Source organism: Streptoalloteichus hindustanus (assembly GCF_900129375.1).
In the GTDB taxonomy this organism is placed as follows: domain Bacteria; phylum Actinomycetota; class Actinomycetes; order Mycobacteriales; family Pseudonocardiaceae; genus Streptoalloteichus; species Streptoalloteichus hindustanus.
Genome location: NZ_FQVN01000008.1, coordinates 235851 through 257508, shown reverse-complemented (window position 1 = coordinate 257508; position 21658 = coordinate 235851). Strand labels below are relative to the sequence as shown.

The following is a 21658-nucleotide window of genomic DNA, read 5'->3' as shown; positions in this document are numbered from 1 at the left end:
ACCTCGTCGCCGGCCGGGGACGCGCTCGCCGTCCTCGGCGGACCTCCCCTGCCGGCGGCGGGGCTCCACCCAACGAGAGGGGGATGATGAGCAGCCACGTCTCTTTCGCCCACGTGGACACGGAGAACGCCGCTCTCGTCGACGAGTTCCTGCCGGTGCTCAAGGAGCGGCTCGCCGGCGGGGTGTTCATCGGAGGGGAGGAGGTCGACCGGCTGGAGCGCCGGATCGCCCGCCTCCACCAGGTCGAGCACGCGGTCGCGGTCAACTCCGGCACCGACGCGCTCCGGCTCACCTTCCGCGCGTTGGGGATTCCCCGCGGCACCACCGGGATCACCGTCGCGAACACCTTCGTCGCCACGGTCGGCGCCCTGCTGTCGGAGGGGATCAACCCCCTGCTCGTCGACGTCGGCGCCGACGAGAACGTCGACGTGGCGGCGCTGGAGGAGGCGATCACCCCGGACACCAGCGTGGTCGTCGCCGTGCACCTGCGCGGCCTGCCCGCCGAGATCGCGGCGGTCCGGGAGATCTGCGCGCGCCGCGGCGTCCACCTCGTCGAGGACTGCGCGCAGGCGGTGCTGGCCTCCGCCGGCGGCGTCCCGGTCGGCGCGTTCGGCGTCGCCGGGTGCTTCAGCCTGCACCCGCTGAAGAACCTCGGCGCCTGCGGCGACGCCGGCGTGGTCGTGACCAACGACGACGCGCTGGCCGCCGAGCTGCGGTTGCTGCGCAACCACGGCCTGCGGGACCGGGACACCGTGGTCCGCTGGGGCGAGAACTCCCGGCTGGACGCCCTCCAGGCGAGCCTGCTCAACGTCAAGCTCGACCACCTGGAGGAGTGGACCCGACGGCGGCGGGACCTCGCCGCCCGCTACGACGAGCTCCTGGCCGACCTCCCCCTGGTCCTGCCGCCCCGCCCCGAGGACCGCGTGCACGTGTACCACCGGTACTCCGTCATGACCGAGCACCGGGACGCCCTCCGGGCCCACCTGGCCGACGCGGGCGTCCAGACCGCCGTGCACTACCCCATCCCGATCCACCGGCAGCCCGCCGCCCGCGGCGGCCAGCTCCGGATCGCCGGACGCGGGCTGGCCGTGACCGAGCGGCAGGCCGGCCAGATCCTCTCGCTCCCGCTGCACCCCCTCATGCCGGAGCGCGACCTGCGCGCCACCGCGCGGGAGGTCCGGGCCTTCTTCGAGAGCCGGCCCCGGTAGCGCCGCCTTCGCCCCAGTCCGTCCGACACACCCCAGCGGGAGTTGACGTCTCATGAACAAGCACGCCGGTCCCGGCCTCGTCCTGATCACGGGCGGCGCCGGCTACATCGGCTCGGTCCTCACCCGGCGGCTGCTGGACAAGCGGGTCCGGGTGCGGGTGCTCGACTCGCGGATCTTCGGCGACGGCCTGCGGGACCTCGCCGACCCCGGCCTGGAGAACGTCCAGGGCGACATCCGCGACGCCGACCTGTTCCGGACGGCACTGCGGGACGTCGACGTCGTCGTCCACCTCGCGGCCGTGGCCAACGACCCCAGCTTCGACCTGAACCCCGAGCTGGGCCGCTCGGTGAACTTCGAGTGCCTCGACCACGTCATGCGGCTCTCGAAGGAGGCCGGCGTCCGCCGCTTCGTCTACGCCTCCTCGGCCAGCGTCTACGGGATCAGCGACTCCCCCGAGGTCGACGAGTCCCACCCGCTGGTGCCGATCACCGACTACAACCGGTACAAGGCACTGGGCGAGGAAATCCTCTTCCCCCTCACCGACACCTCGTTCGAGACCGTCGCGCTCCGCGCGGCGACCGTGTGCGGCGTGTCCACCCGCCAGCGCCTCGACCTCACGGTCAACCTGCTGACCGCCCAGGCCGTGGGCAACCGCGAGATCACCGTCTTCGGCGGCGCCCAGTACCGCCCCAACGTCCACATCGACGACCTGGTCGAGGTCTACCAACGACTGGTCCTGGACGACTCGCTGGGCGCCCTCAACGGCGCCCCCATCAACGTCGGCAACGAGAACCTCCCGGTCGCCGACATCGCGAAGGTCATCGCCACCAGGGTCACCGCCAAACTCGGCGCCGAGGTCACCACCACGACCACCCCCACCGACGACCGCCGCTCCTACCGCCTGACCTCCCGCCGCCTCCACCAGCTCCTGGGCATCACCCCCACCCGCACCGTCGCCGACGCCAGCGACGACGTCACCGACGCCATCCTCGACGGCCGCCTCCCCAACCCCCTCACGGAAGCCCGTTACTACAACGTCCGCTGGATGAAAGACCCCCGCAGCCAGGACCTCCTCACCTACACCCCCTGACCGCCGACAACCGGGGCGGGGCTGCCTCCCAAATGATCGAAGAGCGTTTCGGAATCAGCTGAATCAGCTTTCGCAGTGCCACTCATGGAGGCGAGTCCGCAGATTCGAAGGGGGTGTGCCTACGCCACGCCACCTCTCGTCAGTCGAGAACGACAAACAACGGCAAGGGCGAAAACCTCCGCTGATCCAGGGTTGTCGCCCGATCAACAGCGGCATCAGCACGACCTCACGCCACCCTGGCGGGCATCGACCCAAGTGAGGCGAGAAGGCCTGCCGAGAAAGAAGAAAGCCTGGCCAGGACGTGTCCTGACCAGGCTTTCTTCTCCGTGTGCCTAGCACGAGTGGAGCTGACGGGATTCGAACCCGTGACCCCCACACTGCCAGTGTGGTGCGCTACCAACTGCGCTACAGCCCCTCGGTGGTGCCCGCATACGTTACAACACGGCCCGCGCCCCGGCTTCACCCCATCCCGCCGCCGTGCCCAGAGCCAGGGTGGACGCCTCGTCATGCCGATCACCAGGGCGTGCCGCGAGGAGGCGGTGACCGAACCTGGGGTCGGGGCGGGGCTCGGGAATGCCGAAGGCCCTGGGCGGGAAGCGGTGGAGCTTCCTGACCAGGGCCTTCGGGGCTATCTCAACCGAGTGGAGCTGACGGGATTCGAACCCGTGACCCCCACACTGCCAGTGTGGTGCGCTACCAACTGCGCTACAGCCCCTTGCGGTCTTGCTCCGCTCTCTCGGGGTTTCCCCCTCGGCGGTGCGCTGCATACGCTACAACACGTGCCCCCGAAAAACGAAATCGGGGGGCGGTCCCCGTCCAACAGATCTAGCTCACAACGCCCTGACCTGCTAGAACAGGCCAGATGACGGTTGAGCGCAGTGTCGTGCCCCACCTCGTCGACCCCGACGCGGAGGGCGCGAACCCCGAGCGGCGGCGTGAGCTGCAGCAGCACCGGCTGCGCGGCCTGGTGGACCGGCTCCTCGCCGCGGACGGGGTGCAGGCGGAGCGCCTGCGGGCCGCGGGGGTCCGCCAGGGCGCCGACGTGACGTTGCGGGACCTCCCCCGACTGCCCACCCTGAGCAAGCCGGACCTCTGGGAGCACTACCCGTTCGGCCTCCGGCTGGCCCCGGAGACCGACATCGTGTGCGTGCACGGGTCGTCGGGCACGGGCGGACGGCCGACGCTGATCCCCTACACCGCCCACGACCTGGAGGTCTGGGCCCAGGTGATGGCCCGCGCCCTGGGCGGGGCCGGTGCGACGCGCACGAGCGTCGTGCACTGCGCGTACGGCTACGGGCTCTTCACCGGCGGGCTCGGCATCCACCACGGGGCAATCCGGCTCGGCGCGACGGTCGTGCCGATGTCGGGCGGCATGACCGACCGCCAGCTCCGCCTGCTCCTCGACCTCCGCGCGGACGTGCTGTGCTGCACGCCGTCCTACGCCGTCCACCTGGGCGAGGCGCTGCGGGCGGCGGGGATCGAACCGGACGAGCTGGCGCTGCGGACCGGCGTGTTCGGGGCGGAGCCGTGGACCGACGGGATGCGGGCCCAGATCGAGCAGTCGCTCGGGCTGCGGGCGCTGGACATCTACGGGCTGTCGGAGGTGATCGGACCGGGCGTGGCCTGCGAGTCGCTGGACTCCGACGGCATGCTCAACGTCGCCGAGGACCACTTCTACGTGGAGGCCGTCGACGACGAGGGCCGCCCGGTGCCCGACGGCGCCCCCGGCGAGCTGGTGTTCACCACGCTCACCAAGACCGGCATGCCGCTGCTGCGCTACCGCACGGGCGACATCGCCCGCCTCGCCGGCCCCGCGCCCGGCTCGCCCCGCACGCTGCGGCGCATGAGCAAGCTGCTGGGCCGCCGGGACGACATGCTCGTCGTCCGAGGTGTGAACGTGTTCCCGTCGGAGATCGAGGCGGTGCTGCTGGCCGACGAGCGGGTCGCGCCGCACTACCTGGTCGTGGAGGACCGCCGGGACCCCGCACGGCCGGAGCTGCGGATCGCCGTGGAGCCCTTCGCGGAGTCGGTGGCCGTCGACGAGGCGGAGACGCTGCGGCACGACCTGGTCGGCGCACTGCGCGCGCGGCTCGGCATCGGCTGCGCGGTCACCGTGCTCCCGCCGGGCGGCGTGCCGCGCTCGGAGACCGGCAAGGCCCGCCGGCTGGCCCGGTGGACCGGGGGCGAGCCGCCCGTGCGCGGCCTGGGCTAGGCCCGCGCTGGGCTCCGGAACCGAGGCCGGAAAGACAAAACGGGGGTGGCGTCCGGTGACGCCACCCCCGTCGCGCGGCGGAGATCAGCCCTGGCCGGACTGCTCGATCGCCTTCTTCAGCCACTCGGCGTCCTGCAGGTCGACCATCGTGCCGTTCACGGCGATGGTCGGGGTGCCGAAGCTCTTGCCCTGCGCGCTCTCCCGCTGGAGGGCCGGGTTGTTGCCGGCGGCCTCCAGCTGCTTCTTGATCTGCTCGTTGTACTTGCCGCCCCGCACGGCCGACTCGAAGTCGCCGCCGGAGATGCCGACCGCCTGCCCCAGCTTGACGAGCTGGTCCTGGGTGTAGCCCTTCCCACCCTCCTTGGGCTGGGTGCGGAACAGGCTGGCGTGGAAGTCGGGGAACTTGCCGGTGCCGGCCGCCGCGATCGCCGCGTTGGCCGCCTCCAGCGAGTAGCCGGCCGGGTTCGAGTACCGGTCGAGCAGGTTGAGGATGTGGTAGCGCGCCTTGACCTTGCCGTCGGCGACGGCCTTCTCCAGCTGCTCGCCGTAGAGCTTCTCGAACGAGCCGCAGGCCGGGCACAGGAAGTCCTCGTAGACGTCCACGGTGACCTTGGCCGACTCGTTGCCGGCCAGCACCGTGCCGTCGTCCTCCACCTTGGTGGGGTACTGCGCGTGCGCGGCGGTCACCGGGATGTCCCCGGCCCCGCCGGAGGTGCTGCTGTTCCGGGTGTAGAGCACGCCGCCGATCACGGCGACGGCCATCACCACCACGATGACCACGCCGATGATGACGTTGCGGCGGTCGTTGCCGCCGCGTGCCGCGGCCACCGCCCTCGCCGCCTGCGTGGTCTGCTTCCGCTTCCGCGCGGTCCGTTCGGCGCCGCCCACGTCCAGCATCCCTCCTACGACTCGGCCGGGACGGGTTCGTCCCGGTCGTCACCATCATCCCCGTCGCGCGCCGGACGGCCCAGGCCCAGCCAGCCGTCGACGGACAGCAGCGAGCGCGGCCGGACGAGCAGCCAGACGGCCAGCGCCAGGAAACCGGTGTCCCTGGCCAGTTCCTCGGGGTAGCGGGTCTCGCCGGGGGCGACGTCGCCGCCGCCGCCGAAGCACCCGCAGTCGATGCTCAGCCCCCGTGCCCACGCCTGCGTGATGCCGGCGACGAACGCGAGCAGCACCAGGCAGGACAACGCCGCGACGACGCGCGTGCCCACGCCGAACAGCACCAGGACGCCGAGTCCCAGCTCGACGAACGGCAGCACGGCCGCCACCGGCCCGGCCAGGGCGTCCGGCAGCACCCGGAACGCCTGCACGGACAGGTAGGTCCGCTCCGGGGCCGCGGCCTTGATCGCGCCGGAGACGAGCCAGACCGCGGCCAGTCCGAACCGGACCAGCGTGCCGAGCAGGTCCCCGACCGACCGGCGGGCGGGCATTCCGACAGCCATCGGCTTCGCCACGCGGCGAAGGGTACCGACGCACTCTGAGGAAACGCTTAACCACCCTGCGTCACTCGGGTGATACCGGTCACCGTCACCCGCTCCTCACCGAGCGCAACGGCCTTCTGTCTCGATCCAGTAGCTCTGAGCTGCCTTTTCTCAGGCTAGCCACACCTTCCCAAGGCTGTCCTGAGCCGGCTTTCGCTCCCTACAGTGGCGTCGTGGCACAGACCGAGAAGGTGGGCCACGGGGAAATCGGGCACATCCACTCCGACGTCTCCGGGGGCTGGCTGCGGCCGGCGGTCTTCGGCGCGATGGACGGCCTGGTCACCAACATCGCGCTGGTGGCCGGCGTCGGGGGCGGCGGGGCCGGACCCGACGTGGTCGTGCTGTCCGGGGTGGCCGGCCTGGTCGCCGGAGCCCTCTCGATGGCGATCGGCGAGTACACGTCGGTGGAGACCCAGAACGACGCGGTGCGCGCCGAGGTCGCGGTGGAACGGGCGGAACTGCGCGACAACCCCGAAGGGGAGCGGGCCGAACTGGTCGAGGCGTACGTCGCGATGGGGCTGACCCGGCCGACGGCCGAGCGCGTGGCCGCCGAGGTCCACGCGAACCCGGAGCTCGCGGTGCGGGTTCACGTCACCCAGGAGCTGGGCGTCAATCCGGACGAACAGCCCTCGCCGTGGACGGCCGCCCTCCTGTCCTTCCTCTGCTTCTCCCTCGGCGCGCTGACCCCGCTGGCGCCGTTCCTCCTCGGGTTCGCCTCGCTGCCGGCCGGCCTGCTCGTCGGCGGCGCGGGGCTGTTCGTCGCCGGCGCCCTGGTCGCGCGGTGGACGACTCGTTCGTGGTGGCGCAACGGCCTGCGGCAGCTCGCCCTCGGCGCGCTCGCGGCGGTCGCCACCTTCCTCGTCGGCTCGGTCGTCGGCGTCGTCACGACCTGACCCACCAGCCCGGCCCACCCGTGGGCCGTGGCCGTGGCCGTGGCCGTGGCCGTGGCCGTGGCGATCATGGCCGAGATGTTATGGCCCTTTGTTATGGCTCGGCCTATTCCCTTAACCCATTCGGGTTGCAAGCATCCTCCGCTGAATGACTCATCGTGCCGCCCCTCTTACTGAGCGAAGTGGACCAGTCCACCAAAAGGGGCGGACCCCTGCACACGAGGAGGATGCATGTCCGCACGCACCAGACTGCGGGGTCGAACACTCGGCGTCGCCGCCACCCTCGCGGCGCTGGCCGCCGTCGCGCTCACCGGCGCGGCCGGCTCCGCGGTCGCCGCGCCCGCCGAGCAGCTCTCCGGCGGCCAGCTCGCCGCCGTGGACTACCTGAGCGGCCGGGGCCTCGACCGGGCCGAGGCGGTGCGCCGGGTGCTCGCCCAGGAGGGGCAGACCCGCACCGCGACCCAGCTCGCCGACAAGCTCGGCGCGCGGGTGGCCGGCTCCTACGTCGACCAGGGATCGGGCGCCCTGGTCGTCAACGTCACCGACGACGGCGCGGCCGACGAGGTGCGCCGCTCCGGCGCGACGGCGAAGAAGGTCGACCGCGGCGTCACGGACCTCAACGCGGCCAAGGCCAGGCTCGACCAGGCCGGCAAGGCCGCGCGGGGCGCGAGCTGGTACGTCGACGTGCCGAACAACCAGGTCGTGGTCCAGGCTCCCGCCGGCGACAGCTCGGCCGGCGTGACCGACCTGCTGCGCACGGCGGAGGCGCTGGGCGGCACGGCCCGCGTGGAGCGCGTCCAGGGCAAGGCCACCACCCAGGCCACCAACCTCTACGGCGGCCAGCAGATCGAGTTCAGCGTCAACGGCAGCGGCTACGTGTGCTCGGACGGCTTCAACGCCACCGACCGCTCCGGCCGGGCCGTGATGATCACCGCTGGCCACTGCGCCCACGGCATCGACGACGGCGAGTTCCGCCGCAACGGCACCTACCTCGGCACCGTCCAGGACTACAGCTTCCCCACGAACGACTACGCGTACTCCACGATCGACACCCAGAGCTGGGCCCCGCAGGGCGCGGTGTCGAAGTACAACGGGTACGCCGTGCGCGTCTCCGGCGCCTCGCAGGCCCCGGTCGGCAGCACCGTGTGCAAGTCGGGCCGCACCACGGGGTGGACCTGCGGCACGGTCCAGGCCTACAACGTGACGGTCAACTACGACAACGGCGACACCGTCTACGGCATGGTCAAGAGCGACACCTGCACCGAGGGCGGTGACAGCGGTGGCTCCTGGATGGCCGGCAACTACGCCCAGGGTGTGACCAGCGGCGGCATCGGCTACAAGCAGAACGGCAAGACCGTCTGCGGCGAGAAGGTCGGCCAGCCGAACGTGGCCTACTACCAGCCCGTCGGCGAGATCCTGTCCACCTACGGGCTCACCCTCAAGACCGCCTGATCGGCGCACGGATTCGGAGGGGGCGGCGGAAACGCCGCCCCCTCCGCCGTCGGCGGGTGCGTCTCAGGGTGCTCGGCGAACCACCGCGCGAAGCAGGGGTTGTTGTCGACCAGCCCGAGGTAGGCCCGCGCGGCGCTGTCGAACAACACCTCGGCGTGGTGCCCCACCGTGCCCTCCCGCCAGGCCACGTAGCGGCGGATCGGCACCGGGTCGCCGGCGAGCATCCGGATCACGATCCCGTCCGTCTCCCGGGACGTGGCGCGGCAGGGCGCGATGCACCGGCCGGTCTGCACGAAGTGCCGGCGGGAGACGGGGTCGTCCGCGTAGTGCCGCACCCTCGGCATGAACCCCGCCGCGCCGCAGGCGGCGAGGAACGCGGCCTGGCTGCCCTCCTCGTCCGGCGTGCACAGGATCCACTCGTCGTCGGCGAGGTCGGCCAGCTCCAGCTCGTCCCGGCCGGCGAGGGGGTGCGCCGCGCCCAGCGCGACCATCGTCGGCTCGCTCGGCACCAGCACCCGGCAGACCAGCCCCTCCGGCCACCGCAGCTCGTAGCCGGGGTGCTCGAACACGTTCACCACGTCGAGCTGGCCCTGGGCCACCATGTCGACGAGCGTCGGCGCGGACAGCCCGATCCGGCCCCGCACTTCCAGCGCGGGCAACCGCTCCTCCAGCAGCCGGATCCACCCGGTGTTCAACCGGCCCTGGACGCCCCCGACGCGCAGCACGGTGCCCGCGGGCTCGGTGGTGTTCCTGGTGATCGCCTGGAGGTGGTCGACGCCGGCCAGGACGCCGCGGGCGGCGTCGACGAGCATCCGCCCGTACGCGGTGATCCGCGCGTCGCTGCGGGCGCGGTCGAAGACCTCGGCGCCGACCATCCGCTCGATCCGCTGCAACTGCGCGGTCAGCGCGGGCTGGGACAGACCCAGCCGGGTCGCGGCCTGGGTCAGGCTGCTGGTGTCCGCGATCGCGCAGAGCATGCGCAGGTGGCGGATCTCCAGTTCGGGCATGTGCCCAGTTATGACCGTTTCGGGTGACGGCGGCAACCCGTCGTTGGGTTGGTCACCTCCGAAGCCCGGCCGACTGCCCGCCGTTCGGGCTAGTCGACCACTTCCGGACGAAGCTCTGGCCGGTCCGCGAACCACCGTGCGTAACAGGGGTTGTTGTCCACCTGTTCCAGATACGCCTGCACCACCGCGCGCCGCACCGCCCGCGCGACCCGCTCCGGCAGCACGGTCCGCCAGCCCACCACCCTGCGCACCCAGATCGGGTCGCCGACGAGCCGGCGCACCACCATCGACGCGTTCTCCCGCGAGGTGGCCAGGCACAACGTCACCGCGACCCCGGCCTGCACGGCGTGGCTGGCCGCGAGCGAGCTGGAGACGTTGTGGTGGATCTGCGGCGTGAACCCCGCGGCCGCGCACGCGGCGAGGAACGCGCCGTGGATACCGGTCTCGTCCGGCGGCTCCAGCGCCCACCGCTCGCACGCCAGCTCGGTGAGCGGAACGGCGTCGACGTGCGCGAGCCGGTGCGCGCGGTGCAGCGCGACGTGGATCGGCTCGAAGGGCTGCAACACCCGGTGCGCCACGCCCTCCGGCCACACCAGCTCGTACCCCGGCACCTCGTGCACCTCGGCGGCGTCGAGCTGGTCGCCGGCCAGCAGGCGCACCAACGACCGCGAGGTGCTCCCGGTGCGGATGCGCACCGCCATGCCGTTGAGCTGCTCCTCCAGCAGCTCGGCCCACCTCGCGGTGAGCCGCGTGCCCACCGTGCCGATCCGCAGGACGGCGGTGCCGCCGTCGTCCTTGTTCTGCCGCAGCAGCGAGTTGAGGTGGTCCATGCCGACGAGCACGCCGCGCGCCGCGGACAGCACGACCTGCCCGTAGGGCGTGGGCCGCACACCGGTCCTGGTCCGCTCGAAGAGCTTGCCGCCGATCGTCCGCTCGATCCGCTTGAGCTGCGAGGTCAACGCGGGCTGGGTGAGGCCGAGCCGGGCCGCCGCCTGGGTGAGGCTGCCCGTTTCCGCGATCGCCTGCAGCACGCGCAGGTGTCGGATCTCCAACGACACAGGCCAGTTATGGCCTACTCGGGGCGAACGGACAAGCCGGTTCGGCGTTCCTGATCGAACCAGCACGAGATGTCCGCTGACCGAACACCTCCGCGCAGCCCTGGGACGACGACCGAGCGGACCTCACCGCCCGGCGTCGCGCGGGGGCCGCTCCCCGATCACCGGCGGCGGGACCTTGTCGATCCCGTCCAACCACACGTCCTCGTCCTCCTCCAGGTACGAGGGCCGCTGGTGCTCCCGGTCCTCTCCCCTGCCGCCCCCGGCGCCGTGCCCCGCGCCGCCCATGCCACCCATCCCGGCCGGGCCAGCCGACCCCGGCCGGCCACCCTGACCAGGCCCACCCGCTCCGCCCGCCGGACCGAACCCGCCGACGCCGCTCCCGCTCCCCGGCCCGAAACCACCGCCCGGCGGCCCGAACCCGCCACCCGCCCCAGGGCCAGGACCCCCGCCACGCGGTCCGAAACCCCCAGTGCCCACTCCTCCGGCACCACCCGCCGGCCCGAAGCCCCCGACGCCCGCGCCGCGACCAGCACCGCCGCCCCAGGAACCACCACCCCCGGCTCCGGGACGTCCCGTCGCCCCGCCTGCCCCCGGGAGACGCCCGGGCCCACCTGACTGCCGTCCCACGCCCGACCCACCGCCGGCGCCCCCGGACTGTCCACCGGCACCACCGCGCCGCGGCATCTCACGCCAGGGAATGTCAGCGCTCCCCACTCTCCGGGGCACGGGACCTGGCACCTCTCGCCAAGGATTCCTGGCGCTTCCCCCGCCGGGACCACCCCCGGTCCAGCCGCCCGCACCACCGCCACCGGCCCCGGTGCCGCCACCGGCGCCGGCGACGCCCGTTCCGGCCCCGCCACCGGAGCCCGAACCACCACCGGCGCCACCGCCACCCTGGCCGCCGGGCTCCGGGCCGGAATGCCACGCAACGCCGGTCACCGCGCCACCACCCCTGGTGGTCGCCCCGTCGTCACTCAGGACCGTGTTCCCACCACCACCCTTGCGGTCCCCCGGCCACCGGTAGTCCCAGGAGGTCGTCTGCCCGGACCCCGTCGAACTGACCTCGCTGGTCACCCACGGGGCCTCCTCGAACACCGGCAACGACGCGATGTTCGCCTCCGTCGAGGTCGAGTACGACCGCGCGATGTCCCGCGCCGCCTCCTCCGCCTCCCTCGCCCGCGCCTCCGCGATCTCCTGGTCAACCCGCTGCCGGACGAACTCCCCCAACGACCCCAACCGCGCCGTCACCGACGGCACCTCGACCGGCTCCGGCAGGGCCCTCTTGACCTGCGACAGCAGCTCCCGCTGCTCCAAGGTGACCTGAGTGACGGCGACCGCGTGCTCCTTGGCTGCCAGTGCGTGCTGGACGAGCGGTGCGACCCCGTCCCGCATGGATTCGGCCGCCGCGCCCTCCCAGATGGCGCCAGCCTCTTCCAGAGCCTTGGCGACCAGGTGCGCCGCCTCACCGAACGGGTCCGCGGTTCCCTCGACGAACGCCACGTGGGCTCGATCGAGCCCCGCGCTCCTGGCGTCGGCGAACATCTCATTGATCTCGCGGTGACTAATGCCGTCCCAGTTCGTCCCCGAACCGAAAAGCGTGTCCAACCACGACACGAGCACTCCCCCCTCACCCAGCTCAGCGTCCCTCTGGCAGGTTCGGCAACACCATCCGCGCGATCGTCTCCGTGAACGCGCACGGGTCCCGGTGCTCCGGCTTCCTGCTTCCCACCCGGGTGAAGTCGATGGCGAGGTCCTGGTCGTCCGCGACGCCCAGCAGAAGGCGACAGCTCAACTCACTCGGCGCCGAACGAATTCCCGGGTAGCCGTCGACCTGAACCTCCCGGAAACCGGTTATCCGCTTCCGGTTCCGGTAAGCCTCCTCCAGCCCATCACGGTTTGCGTTCACCGTGAAAATGATGCCGAGATCGCTGCTGAACAGCTGACAGCCTTCCATCCCGTGACTCGGCGGCAGTTTCTCGCCCGCCTTCGTGAAGGTGAGTTCCGCGCGTTGCTGCGGCGTGAGCAGCTGCTCGCACGGGTCCAGCCCGCGAAGGTTCTTCGGCTGGGCGACTCGCGGCGCGAGTTTTCCCCCTCCGCTGGAGGGCGCATTGGTCGTCGACGAACCGTCCCCCCCGGCCGCGCTGGTCGTGGGTGCGCTTGTCACCGCTCTCGGGACCCCGGTGGCGGAGACCCCGCACGCCGCGAGCGCCCACGCACATGCCATCAACCCGACAAGTCGACTTCCCCGCCGCCACGTCATGTGTTCTCTCACAGTCCTCAGAAAGCGTCGTCAGCCTGCCGATAGGTCCCGATTGCCTTGTCAATCTGCTCCACCACACTGTTGTACGCGATGATCGCAGTGTCGATCGCCCGAAGAGCGGAGCCGCTTTCTCCCAGAGCCGCCTCGTTCAACTTGTCCGCGAAACGGACACTCGCGTCCTCGTTCACCAGTGGATCGAGACGCTCCATGTTGCTGACTTGTCGCCTGCCGTAAGTCAGCTTGGCGATGGCTTCCTCGAACTTGGCTTTCAGCGCCGGAGCCTGGTCCTTGCGGATGGTGAAGCCGCCGGCGGACGGCCGGGGCGGCGCACACGCGGAGCCGGCGGCGTCGCCCACCGCCGGCGCCCCGGCGGCGATGCCGGGTACGGTGAAGCTCAGAAACTCGCTCACGTTCCCCCCTCTTCGCTCAGAAGTGGTGGTGTGCCGAGTCTGGCGTGAGTTGGATCACTCGGGTGCGAAACGGGTGTTATTCCACCGTGCGGAGCAGCTCCTGCACCAGTTCAGTGATGCGCCGTTCGTCGGCGGCCGCGACGGTGACATACCCAGCGCGTTCGTACATCGCATAACGTCCCTGAGCAGTGTCGAACACGTTCACCACTCCGGGTGCACGCCGTCGACGGCCGAGGCGGTCCCACAACGCCGCGCCGAGTTGCCCGGCACGCAGCCGTTGTGCGCCGATGACCGTCATCAACGTGCGCGCGTCGTTGCCCCGCACACCGGCCGAGACCAACGCCGACTCGAACCCCTGACCGGACGGCCCCGCCGCCGCGGCCGCCTCGTCCAGCACCGGCGCCGCGACGCTCACGGTCCGGCCGGGGCCGGCGGGCGTCGGGCCCATCAACCCGACCAGCGCGGGGACGAACGCGCCGGAGCGCACGCTGTCCACCCAGACCCGACCGCCCGACAACGCGCCCACCGCCGCCCACTCCCCCCGGGCGGTGGCCAGGCCGCGGAGCTCCTGCTCGGGGCCCACGGCCCACCGCAGGTCCACCGCGGCGGTCGGCTTGGCCAGGGTGACCAACGCGTCCGTGAGCCCGCCGTCGACGTCGTCCCCGGTGACGAGCCCGCGCTCGCCCAACCGGCCCCAGGCGTCGCGGTAGGCGCTCCTGGCCTCGTCGGCGGTCCGCCCGACCTCCTGGACGTTCAGCTCCAACGGCTTCGCGCCGAGGTCCAGCCGCCGCCACAGGGCGTTGAACTCCGCCGGCGACAACTCCGTCCACATCGCACGTTCCCCCCACCTCGAATGATGACAGGGAGTGACGATAGTAGGACGATCAGCGACCAGTCAGCCGCGAGTTGGCCCCGGGCGACTCGCCCGTGGGGACCTCGGGCCCCTCATCCAGCCGGCCGCACTCCGGAGAGGCGTCCTCGGCGGCGTGCTCGGTCGCCCCGCCGGCGGAGGGCAGGGTCTCCGGCGCCCGCCACCAGAACAGCATCGCGAGCAGCGACATGGCGCCGGTCAGGGCGAAGGCCGCCGGGTAGGACAGGGAGTCGGCGATCAGACCGGCGGCCAGCGGGCCGAGGATGGCGCCGACGTCGGCGGCCATCTGGAACCCGGCGAGCACCGGGCCGCCCCGGCCCCGCGCGCCGACGATGTCGGCGACCGCCGCGCTCTGCGGCGGGCTGACCAGCCCGGCGCCCAGGCCGGCGACCAGCGACGCCGCCAGGAACGTCCACAGCTCGTGGGTGAACCCGAGCGCGGTCGTGCCGAGGGCGGAGACGGCCAGGCCGGCCAGCACCACCGGCCTGCGGCCCCGGGCGTCGGCGAGCCGGCCGGACAGGATCAGCAGCGACGCGTTGCCGACGGCGAAGACGGACAGCGAGATCCCGGCCAGGCCCTCGCTGCGGTGCAGGACCGCGGCCACGAACAGCGGGACCAACGAGACCCGCACGCCGAAGACCGTCCAGCCGAAGGCGAAGTTCGAGGCGAGCGTGGCGCGGTAGGTCGGGTGCCGCAGCGCGCTCCGCACGGTGACGGCGGGCTGCCCGTCGCCGCGCTCCGGGGCCGCGAGCCGGGAACGGCGCAGCAGCAGCCACGCCAGGGCGGCGGCGAGGACCAGCGTGGCCCCGTAGACGAGGAACGGCGTGCGCAGCGAGACCTCGACGAGGCCGCTGCCGACCAGCGGGCCGGCGATGTTGCCGAGGAGGAAGCCGGTGGACCACAGGCCGGAGGCGCGGCCCCGCAGCGCGGGCGGGGTCACCCTGATCAGCAGCGCGACCGCCGAGACGGTGAACATGGTGGAGCCGGTGCCGGCCAGCGAGCGGAAGAGCAGGAGCTGCCAGTAGCTCTGGGCGAACGCGCACACGCCGGTGGCGACCGCGACGATGAGCAGCCCGACGATGTAGATGGGGCGCTCGCCGAAGAACGCCACCAGCCGGCCGCTGACCGGGGCGAAGAGCAGCCGCATGCCGGCGAACACGCTGACGATGACCGACGCGGCGGTGACGCCGACGTCGAAGCTCGCGGCGAAGGTGGGCAGGGCGGGCGCGACGACCCCGAAGCCGATGGCGATCACGAAGCCGGCGGCGACGAGCACCCACACCTCGTAGGGGAGCCGTTGCCGGGACGTCGGCACCGTGCTGGGGGGCTGCGCCCCGGTCGCCGCTGTCACCAGTCGCCTCCCCGTCCAATTCTTAGCCACGCTAAGAATAAGGGGGATCGCAAGCTGGTTGTCGGGGCCGTCGCCCCGACCCGGCAGACTGACCGGCGATGCGCCTGCCCCCGCTCCCCGACCTGCCGGTCCGCGCCGTCCTCGACCACGTGAGCGCCACGCTCACCGACTCTGGCACGGCGGTGCTCGTCGCGCCGCCCGGCACCGGCAAGACCACCCTCGTGCCCCTCGCCCTGGCCGCGGCGACACCCGGACGGGTCGTCGTCGCCGAGCCGCGCCGGCTGGCCACCCGCGCCGCCGCCACCCGGATGGCTGATCTGCTGGACCAGCCGGTCGGCCGCGACGTGGGCTACTCCGTGCGCGGCGAGCGGCGGGTCTCCCCGGACACGCGGGTGGAGGTCGTCACCTCGGGGCTGCTGGTGCGGCGGTTGCAGGCCGACCCGGAGCTGTCCGGGGTCGACGTCGTCGTGCTCGACGAGTGCCACGAGCGCCACCTCGACGCCGACCTGCTACTCGCGCTGCTGCTCGACGCCCGCGCCGGGCTGCGCCCCGACCTCCGCGTCCTCGCGACGTCGGCCACGGTGGCCGCCGACCGGCTGGCGGCGCTGCTGGGCGAACCCGACGGCTCCACGCAGGAGAGCACGCCGGCGCCCACGCTGGTCGTGCACGGTCGCGCCCACCCGGTCGCGGTCAGTCACATTCCGCCTGCGCGGGGCGAGCGGGTGGAGGCGTGCGTGGCCCGCGCCGTCCGCGCCGCTCTGTCCGAAGTGGACGGCGACGTCCTGGTGTTCCTGCCGGGGGCCGCGGAGATCCGCCGCGTGGCCGAGCGGCTGGCGGGCCTGGACGGGGTTGACGTGCTTCCGCTGCACGGCCGTCTGCCCACCACCGCCCAGGACGCGGCGCTCCGCCCCGGTCCTCGGCGCCGGGTCGTGCTCTCCACCGCCGTCGCCGAGTCGAGCCTGACCGTGCCGGGGGTGCGTGCCGTGGTCGACTCCGGCCTCGCCCGAGTCCCCCGCGTCGACCACCGCCGCGGCCTCGCCGGACTCGCGACGGTGCGGGTGTCCGCCGCGGTGGCCGAGCAGCGGGCGGGGCGCGCCGGCCGCGAGGCGCCGGGGCACGCCTACCGGTGCTGGCCGGAACACGAGCACGCGACGTTGCCGCGCTACCCCGAGCCGGAGATCCGCACCGCCGACCTGACCCGCCTGGCGCTGGAGCTGGCCTGCTGGGGCACCCCGGACGGCGAGGGCCTGGCCTGGTGGGACGCCCCGCCGGCGGGCGCGCTGGCGGCGGGGCGCGAGGTGCTGCGCGCCCTCGGGGCGTTGGACGGCTCGGGCGCGGCCACCGACCGAGGACGGCGGATGGCCGCGCTCGGCCTGCACCCCCGGCTGGCCAGGGCGCTCGTCGACGGCGCGGCCGAGGTGGGGCCGCGGTCGGCGGCGGAGGTGGTCGCCCTGCTCGACGACGACTCGCTCACGACCCGCACCGACCTCACGGCGGCGGTGCGCGCGCTGCGCGCCGAGCGGCCCCGCCGGTGGGAGCGCGAGGCCGAGCGCCTCGCCCGGCTCGTGGGCGGAACACCGCGCCGCCACGAGGACCCCGCGCTGGTGGCGGCGTTGGCCTACCCGGAGCGGCTGGCCAGGCGCCGCGCGCCCGGCTCCGCCGTGTACCTGATGGCCGGCGGGACCGCCGTGGAGCTGCCGCCCGGGTCCGGCCTGGGCGAGGCGGAGTGGTTGGCGGTGGCCGTCGCCGACCGCGACCCGGGCCGGGCGCACGGGCGGGTGCGGCTCGCCGCGGTCGCGGACGAGGCACTGGCCCGCCGCGCCGCGCCCAGCCTGTTGTCCACTGTGGACGAAGTGGACTGGGTGGACGGGGACGTCGTCGCCCGGCGCGTCGAGCGGCTGGGCGCGATCACCCTGGTCGCCCGCCCGCTGCGGGACCCCGACCCGGCGTCGGTGCGCGACGCCCTGATCCGCGGGCTGCGCGCCGAGGGGCTCGACCTCCTCCGGTGGAGCGAGGAGGCCCGCGTCCTGCGGCACCGCATGGCCTTCCTGCACCGCCAGCTCGGCGCGCCGTGGCCAGCGGTGGACGACGCGGCGCTCCTCTCCGAGACGGACACCATCGCGAGCTGGCTGGGGCCGGAGCTCGCGACCGCCCGCCGCCGGGCCGACCTGGAGCGGGTCGACGCCGGCTCCGCGCTGCGCCGGCTGCTGCCCTGGCCGGCGGCCAGCCGGCTGGACGAGCTGGCGCCGGAGCGGATCGAGGTCCCCTCGGGCAGCCGGGTGCGCGTCGACTACGACGCGGAGCAACCGGTGCTGGCGGTGAAGGTGCAGGAGGTCTTCGGCTGGGACACCACGCCCCGCGTCGCCGACGGGCGGGTCCCGCTGCTGCTGCACCTGCTCTCCCCGGCGCGCCGGCCGGTCGCGGTCACCGCCGACCTGGCCTCGTTCTGGCGGACCGGCTGGCCGCAGGTGCGGTCCGAGCTGCGCGGCCGCTACCCGAAGCACGCGTGGCCGGAGGACCCGAGCACGGTGCCCGCCCACCGTGGCGCCGCCCGCCGCGCCCGTCCGGGAGGATGAGGTCGTGATTCTGGTCAGCGCCTGCCTCGCCGGTGTCCCCTGCCGCTACGACGGCCGCGCGAAGACCGTGCCGGAGTTGCGCGCCGCGGTCGAGCGGGGCGAGGCGGTGGCCGTGTGCCCGGAGATGGCGGGTGGGCTGAACACGCCCCGGCGGCCCGCGGAGATCGTCGGGGGCGCCGGCGCGGACGTCCTCGCCGGCCGGGCCCGGGTGCTCGACGACGCGGGCGAGGACGTCACGGCGGAGTTCGTCGCCGGCGCCCACCACGCCCTGGAGGTCGTGCGACGACACGGCGTCGACACCGCCGTGCTGCACGACCGGAGCCCGAGCTGCGGCAGCGAGTCGATCTACGACGGGGAGTTCCGGGGCCACACGGTCCCCGGCGAGGGCGTGACCGCCGCGCTGCTGCGCGAGCAGGGCGTCCAGGTCCGCCCGCCGGCGGGTCACTGACACCGACCCGGCAGGTCTCGTCGAGCGAAAAGCCGTGAGCGGACGGGTGATCCCCCTCGTCACGGCCACGCGGCCTCCCTAGCTTTCACACGCGGTGCGATGGAGCGCGGGAGGCTCGATGAGCGCGGACCCGGAGGCGGCCAGGACCGGACGACGACGGAGCTGGGCCGAGCGGCAGGCGCTCGCCGACCGGCTGACCGCGCGCGTCGCCGCCCGGGAGGCGGAGCTGGCCGGGCTGCTGCGGGCGGCGATGCGCCACCCCGCCGGCGTCGGCCTGGATCTCCTCCTGCACCCCGGCGAGCTGCACCCCTTCGCCCCCGGAGCGCTGGCCGGGCCGACACCACCGTCAGACCACGCCGAACCCCACGACCACGGCCTCCTCCGACGGCTCACCCGCCGCCGGACACCCGCCCACCCCGCCGAGCACGAACAGGCCCGCGCCCAGGCCGACCAGATCGCCGCCGAACACCAACGCCAGCTCGCCCTCGCCGCCGCCCGCCGCGCCCACAGCGAGCGCACCCGGGTGCTCCGCGACCAGCTCCGGGAACAGCACGCGGGGCTGCGCGGCCTCGCGGCACGCGTCGCAGCGGGCGAACCCGACGCGGTGCGGAACTACTTCGCCCGCCTCCTGCGCTGCTCGTCCTGGCCGGTGGGCATCCCCAGCGCCGCCGTGGCGATGCGCTACCAGCCGGCGGCGCGCCGACTGGTCGTGTCGTGGCCCCTGCCGCCACCCGAGGTGATCCCCCCGGTGGCCGCGTTCCGCCCGGACCGGGGGCGACGCGGGGTCGCCGCGGTGCCCCGGCCCGAAGCCGACCTCCGCACCCGCTACGCGGAGTTGCTCGCGGCCGTCGTGCTCCGGGTCGTCCGCGAGCTGTTCCTGGCCGACCACGACGGGGTGCTCGCCAGCGTCGCGGTGAACGGCGAGCTGACCAGGCGCGACGCGATGACCGGCCGCGACGGTCGCGTCCACCTGGCGAGCGTGGCCACCGAGCAGGCTGACTTCGAGCGCAGCATCGTCGTGGGCGACCCGGTTCGCTGGCTCCGCGCCCTGGGTGGCGTGGTCTCCCCGGATCCCGCGGAACCCGTGCGCCCCCTCGTGGATCTCCCACCGCACGCCGAGCCGCCCCAGGGCGGCGGGCCCGCCACGGACGTCAGCCAGCTCTCCCCCGAGGGCTTCGCCCAGCTCGCCCGCCGCCTGTGGGTCGCCGCCGGCCTGCGGGGCTGGACGTCGTGCGGCGCCGACCCCGTCCAGGTGACGGCGACCGGCGAGCTGCCCACGGACACCGGATGGGAGCGATGCCTGGTGGCGGTCCGGCGCGACCGCGGTCCGACTCCGACGCACGCACTCGAACCAGTCCGCACCACCATGGGCGAACACGCCCTGGATCACGCGGTGCTCGCCACGACCACCTGGTTCCCCCTCGCCCTCCACCGCGACGCGGCCCACGACCCCCGCCTACGCCTCCTGGAAGGCGACGCGCTGCGCGACATCGCCCTCCGCCACCTGGGAGTCGCGCTGACCGGCCTCTCCACCAACTGACCGAGCAGCAGGAAATCACGGGCCCGAGGCACGCGGGCCACAAGCGTCGAGGGCTTCCCAGACCAGGTCATCACCCGGCCGACGGCCTGCTCGCCTGCCCACCCCCACCCCCGTGCGGGGATGAGCAGGCGGAGGCCATCTCCCCAAAACCGCCGGCCCCGAAACCGGCAACACCACCAGCATGCGCGGCCCCCAACACCCCCGGCATCAGCCGCCCGGCCCGTCCCACCTCGTCCATCCGGCCAGTGGAGCAACGCCAAAAGCACACCCACCGAATCGGCACGCCGGAACGAAAGTGTCCTCGACCACACAGGTAGCACGGCAAGGGCTGGATCCCAGCGCAGGAGCGAACTCAAAAACCCCTATCAGGAAAAGAAACCAAGCCACCCCAGGTGATCAATCAGAGCCCAGCTCGAAGCGACGCCCCCACAACAACCCACAGCGCCAAGCCCCTGACAGCACCTCTCACCAGGCAATCTCACGAAAGCCCGCCCCCAACCGCCACGATCCCTCTTCAACCACGCGCGGAACCCAACCGCCAGTTGCTGCTCCCCGGCCCCAGAGACGCACGCCGGGCCGACTGAGAGACCCCCTCACCTCGACCGGGCACAACTCACCCGCCGAGAACCAAGCCGAAAGAATCCAGCCCGACGCGAAGCCCGAGGGCCAGGACAGCAAGCCGGACACCCATAGCCACATGAGGCACGTCCCAGAACGAGCCCGTCATTCCCGGCCCCACAACTGTGCGTCAGGCCACCAGGGCGAAGCCCTCGGTGGCCCCACCCATCCCAATGCCCAGGAAAGCCCAACAGCCACCCAAGCCCTCAGCACGCAATGAGGGAAGCGGCAGCCAAGACGGGGCAACACCTAAGCCGCGAACCAGGCCACGAGGGCGAAGCCCTCGGTGGCATCAGCCACCCAAGCCCTCACCAGGCAATGCAGGGAATGAGCAGCGAAGACAGCTGTCAGGACCAAGAGACCGCCGGGGCGAAGCCCTCGGCGGCCCCACCGGCCAAGAAAAGCTCGAAGCAGCCCCCAGCCAAGAGGGCAACGGGCTGAAGGCGGAGACGTATGAGAAAGACGCCGGGGCAAAGCTCCCGGTCAGTTCACCTAAGCCGTGAACGAGGCCACCGGGGCGAAGCCCTCGGTGGCCCCACGCCACCGCGAGCACGAGGGTTCCAGGGCGAAGCCCGAGGAACCCACCCCAGTCGAAACAGGCGCTGGTGAGACGAAAGCCAACCAGGCCGGGTCGCGAGGAGCTCGCACCGTGGGGGGTCTGGGGGGCTCGGCCCCCCAAAATGCGACGGGCGACCCCGGTCCACGCTTTCCGTGGACAGGGTCGCCCGTCGCCCGTGGAGGTGGCGGGAATCGAACCCGCGTCCTCCGTCGCCTTATCAGGGCTTCTCCGTGCGCAGTCCGCTCTGCCTCTACTCGGCCCCACCGGTCCTGCGGACAAGCCGGTGTGACGGGCCCAGTCGCTGTGAGTGTCCCGCCAGGTCCCGCGACCGAACCTGACGGTGGAGCCTCCTCAATGATGCCGGACACCGGGTCGGAGGCTCTCCCGGGCCGACAACTTCGCTACCTAACCTCAGGCGGCGAGGGCGAAGTCAGCGCGACTCTTGTTGGCGCTTATCAGTGTGCAGCGACGCTTGCGGTGGTCTCCTGCCTGCACCGGCACGCTTCCCCTGACTCAACGTACGGAGTCGAAACCGTTCACCCCCCTGTCGTGGATCGGACACCAGCATAACGTCTGAGCTCCCCGGGATCATTCCCTTTGCGGGTGACGCCGTCGTCCCAGGTC

General features: G+C 72.9%; 18 protein-coding genes, 2 tRNA genes and 1 other RNA gene. 9 read left to right on the top strand and 12 right to left on the bottom strand.

Features of this window, described 5'->3' with window-relative positions; genetic code table 11:
• The first annotated feature begins 86 nt into the window (after positions 1 to 86).
• Positions 87 to 1208, top strand: a complete 1122-nt coding sequence (locus tag BUE43_RS24410) for a DegT/DnrJ/EryC1/StrS family aminotransferase (protein WP_159447784.1) — start codon at positions 87 to 89, stop codon at positions 1206 to 1208.
• Positions 1209 to 1260: 52 nt separating this feature from the next.
• On the top strand, positions 1261 to 2298 hold the full coding sequence (locus BUE43_RS24405) for an NAD-dependent epimerase/dehydratase family protein (RefSeq protein WP_073487295.1): 1038 nt from the start codon (positions 1261 to 1263) through the stop codon (positions 2296 to 2298).
• 342 nt (positions 2299 to 2640) lie between these two features.
• Here the strand turns inward: BUE43_RS24405 and BUE43_RS24400 are convergent.
• Positions 2641 to 2713 (bottom strand) — tRNA-Ala (locus BUE43_RS24400).
• Between the two features lie 227 nt (positions 2714 to 2940).
• Positions 2941 to 3013: transfer RNA gene (locus tag BUE43_RS24395), tRNA-Ala, on the bottom strand.
• 147 nt (positions 3014 to 3160) lie between these two features.
• Here BUE43_RS24395 and BUE43_RS24390 point away from each other — a divergent pair.
• A complete protein-coding gene (locus BUE43_RS24390) occupies positions 3161 to 4510 on the top strand; it encodes a phenylacetate--CoA ligase family protein (RefSeq protein WP_073487293.1) in 1350 nt (449 codons plus the stop codon).
• Positions 4511 to 4594: 84 nt separating this feature from the next.
• Here the strand turns inward: BUE43_RS24390 and BUE43_RS24385 are convergent, their stop codons facing one another.
• Together BUE43_RS24385 and BUE43_RS24380 are read right to left on the bottom strand one after the other, a co-directional pair.
• Positions 4595 to 5407 (bottom strand): DsbA family protein, encoded by an 813-nt coding sequence (locus BUE43_RS24385; RefSeq protein ID WP_083960100.1) that lies wholly within the window; start codon positions 5405 to 5407, stop codon positions 4595 to 4597.
• 5 nt (positions 5408 to 5412) lie between these two features.
• Positions 5413 to 5943: a MauE/DoxX family redox-associated membrane protein gene (locus BUE43_RS24380; RefSeq protein WP_073487291.1), complete on the bottom strand. Its 531-nt coding sequence runs from the start codon at positions 5941 to 5943 to the stop codon at positions 5413 to 5415.
• A 224-nt stretch (positions 5944 to 6167) separates the two neighbouring features.
• Here BUE43_RS24380 and BUE43_RS24375 point away from each other — a divergent pair, with 224 nt between their 5' ends.
• Positions 6168 to 6887: a VIT1/CCC1 transporter family protein gene (locus BUE43_RS24375; RefSeq protein WP_234995889.1), complete on the top strand. Its 720-nt coding sequence runs from the start codon at positions 6168 to 6170 to the stop codon at positions 6885 to 6887.
• 228 nt (positions 6888 to 7115) lie between these two features.
• Positions 7116 to 8336 (top strand): S1 family peptidase, encoded by a 1221-nt coding sequence (locus BUE43_RS24370; RefSeq protein WP_073487289.1) that lies wholly within the window; start codon positions 7116 to 7118, stop codon positions 8334 to 8336.
• Here the strand turns inward: BUE43_RS24370 and BUE43_RS24365 are convergent.
• The 3 genes from BUE43_RS24365 to BUE43_RS34365 all read right to left on the bottom strand — a co-directional run bounded on the left by BUE43_RS24365 (position 8309) and on the right by BUE43_RS34365 (position 10686).
• Positions 8309 to 9343: a LysR family transcriptional regulator gene (locus BUE43_RS24365; protein ID WP_073487287.1), complete on the bottom strand. Its 1035-nt coding sequence runs from the start codon at positions 9341 to 9343 to the stop codon at positions 8309 to 8311. The two genes, BUE43_RS24370 and BUE43_RS24365, sit on opposite strands and share 28 nt — an antisense overlap.
• A gap of 89 nt (positions 9344 to 9432) precedes the next feature.
• Positions 9433 to 10401, bottom strand: a complete 969-nt coding sequence (locus BUE43_RS24360; RefSeq protein WP_073487285.1) for a LysR family transcriptional regulator — start codon at positions 10399 to 10401, stop codon at positions 9433 to 9435.
• A 123-nt stretch (positions 10402 to 10524) separates the two neighbouring features.
• Positions 10525 to 10686, bottom strand: a complete 162-nt coding sequence (locus BUE43_RS34365; RefSeq protein WP_159447783.1) for a hypothetical protein — start codon at positions 10684 to 10686, stop codon at positions 10525 to 10527.
• Between the two features lie 823 nt (positions 10687 to 11509).
• Between BUE43_RS34365 and BUE43_RS33655 the strand changes: the two genes are divergently transcribed.
• Positions 11510 to 11725, top strand: coding sequence for a hypothetical protein (locus BUE43_RS33655; protein ID WP_073487283.1), 216 nt, complete (start codon positions 11510 to 11512; stop codon positions 11723 to 11725).
• Positions 11726 to 12037: 312 nt separating this feature from the next.
• On the opposite strand, the gene BUE43_RS24350 is transcribed toward BUE43_RS33655, so the two are convergent.
• The 4 genes from BUE43_RS24350 to BUE43_RS24335 form a co-directional block, all read right to left on the bottom strand.
• Positions 12038 to 12625 (bottom strand): DUF3558 domain-containing protein, encoded by a 588-nt coding sequence (locus tag BUE43_RS24350; protein ID WP_073487281.1) that lies wholly within the window; start codon positions 12623 to 12625, stop codon positions 12038 to 12040.
• Positions 12626 to 12678: 53 nt separating this feature from the next.
• Positions 12679 to 13071, bottom strand: a complete 393-nt coding sequence (locus tag BUE43_RS24345) for a hypothetical protein (RefSeq protein ID WP_073487278.1) — start codon at positions 13069 to 13071, stop codon at positions 12679 to 12681.
• Between the two features lie 76 nt (positions 13072 to 13147).
• The gene (locus tag BUE43_RS24340; RefSeq protein WP_073487276.1) at positions 13148 to 13903 is read right to left on the bottom strand and encodes an ESX secretion-associated protein EspG; all 756 of its coding nucleotides are present in this window, start codon (positions 13901 to 13903) and stop codon (positions 13148 to 13150) included.
• 52 nt (positions 13904 to 13955) lie between these two features.
• Entirely contained in the window at positions 13956 to 15293 is a 1338-nt protein-coding gene (locus BUE43_RS24335) for an MFS transporter (protein WP_073487274.1), read from the bottom strand.
• Between the two features lie 98 nt (positions 15294 to 15391).
• Between BUE43_RS24335 and hrpB the strand changes: the two genes are divergently transcribed.
• The 3 genes from hrpB to BUE43_RS24320 all read left to right on the top strand — a co-directional run bounded on the left by hrpB (position 15392) and on the right by BUE43_RS24320 (position 19857).
• Positions 15392 to 17869 carry an ATP-dependent helicase HrpB gene (gene hrpB, locus BUE43_RS24330; RefSeq protein WP_073487272.1) on the top strand — a complete coding sequence of 826 codons (2478 nt, stop codon included), beginning with the start codon at positions 15392 to 15394 and terminating at the stop codon, positions 17867 to 17869.
• A gap of 4 nt (positions 17870 to 17873) precedes the next feature.
• Positions 17874 to 18317 (top strand): 2-thiouracil desulfurase family protein, encoded by a 444-nt coding sequence (locus tag BUE43_RS24325; protein WP_073487506.1) that lies wholly within the window; start codon positions 17874 to 17876, stop codon positions 18315 to 18317.
• Positions 18318 to 18435: 118 nt separating this feature from the next.
• The gene (locus tag BUE43_RS24320; protein ID WP_073487270.1) at positions 18436 to 19857 is read left to right on the top strand and encodes a restriction endonuclease; all 1422 of its coding nucleotides are present in this window, start codon (positions 18436 to 18438) and stop codon (positions 19855 to 19857) included.
• Positions 19858 to 21207: 1350 nt separating this feature from the next.
• Here the strand turns inward: BUE43_RS24320 and ssrA are convergent.
• Positions 21208 to 21578: a transfer-messenger RNA gene (ssrA, locus tag BUE43_RS24315) on the bottom strand.
• Positions 21579 to 21658 lie beyond the last annotated feature (80 nt).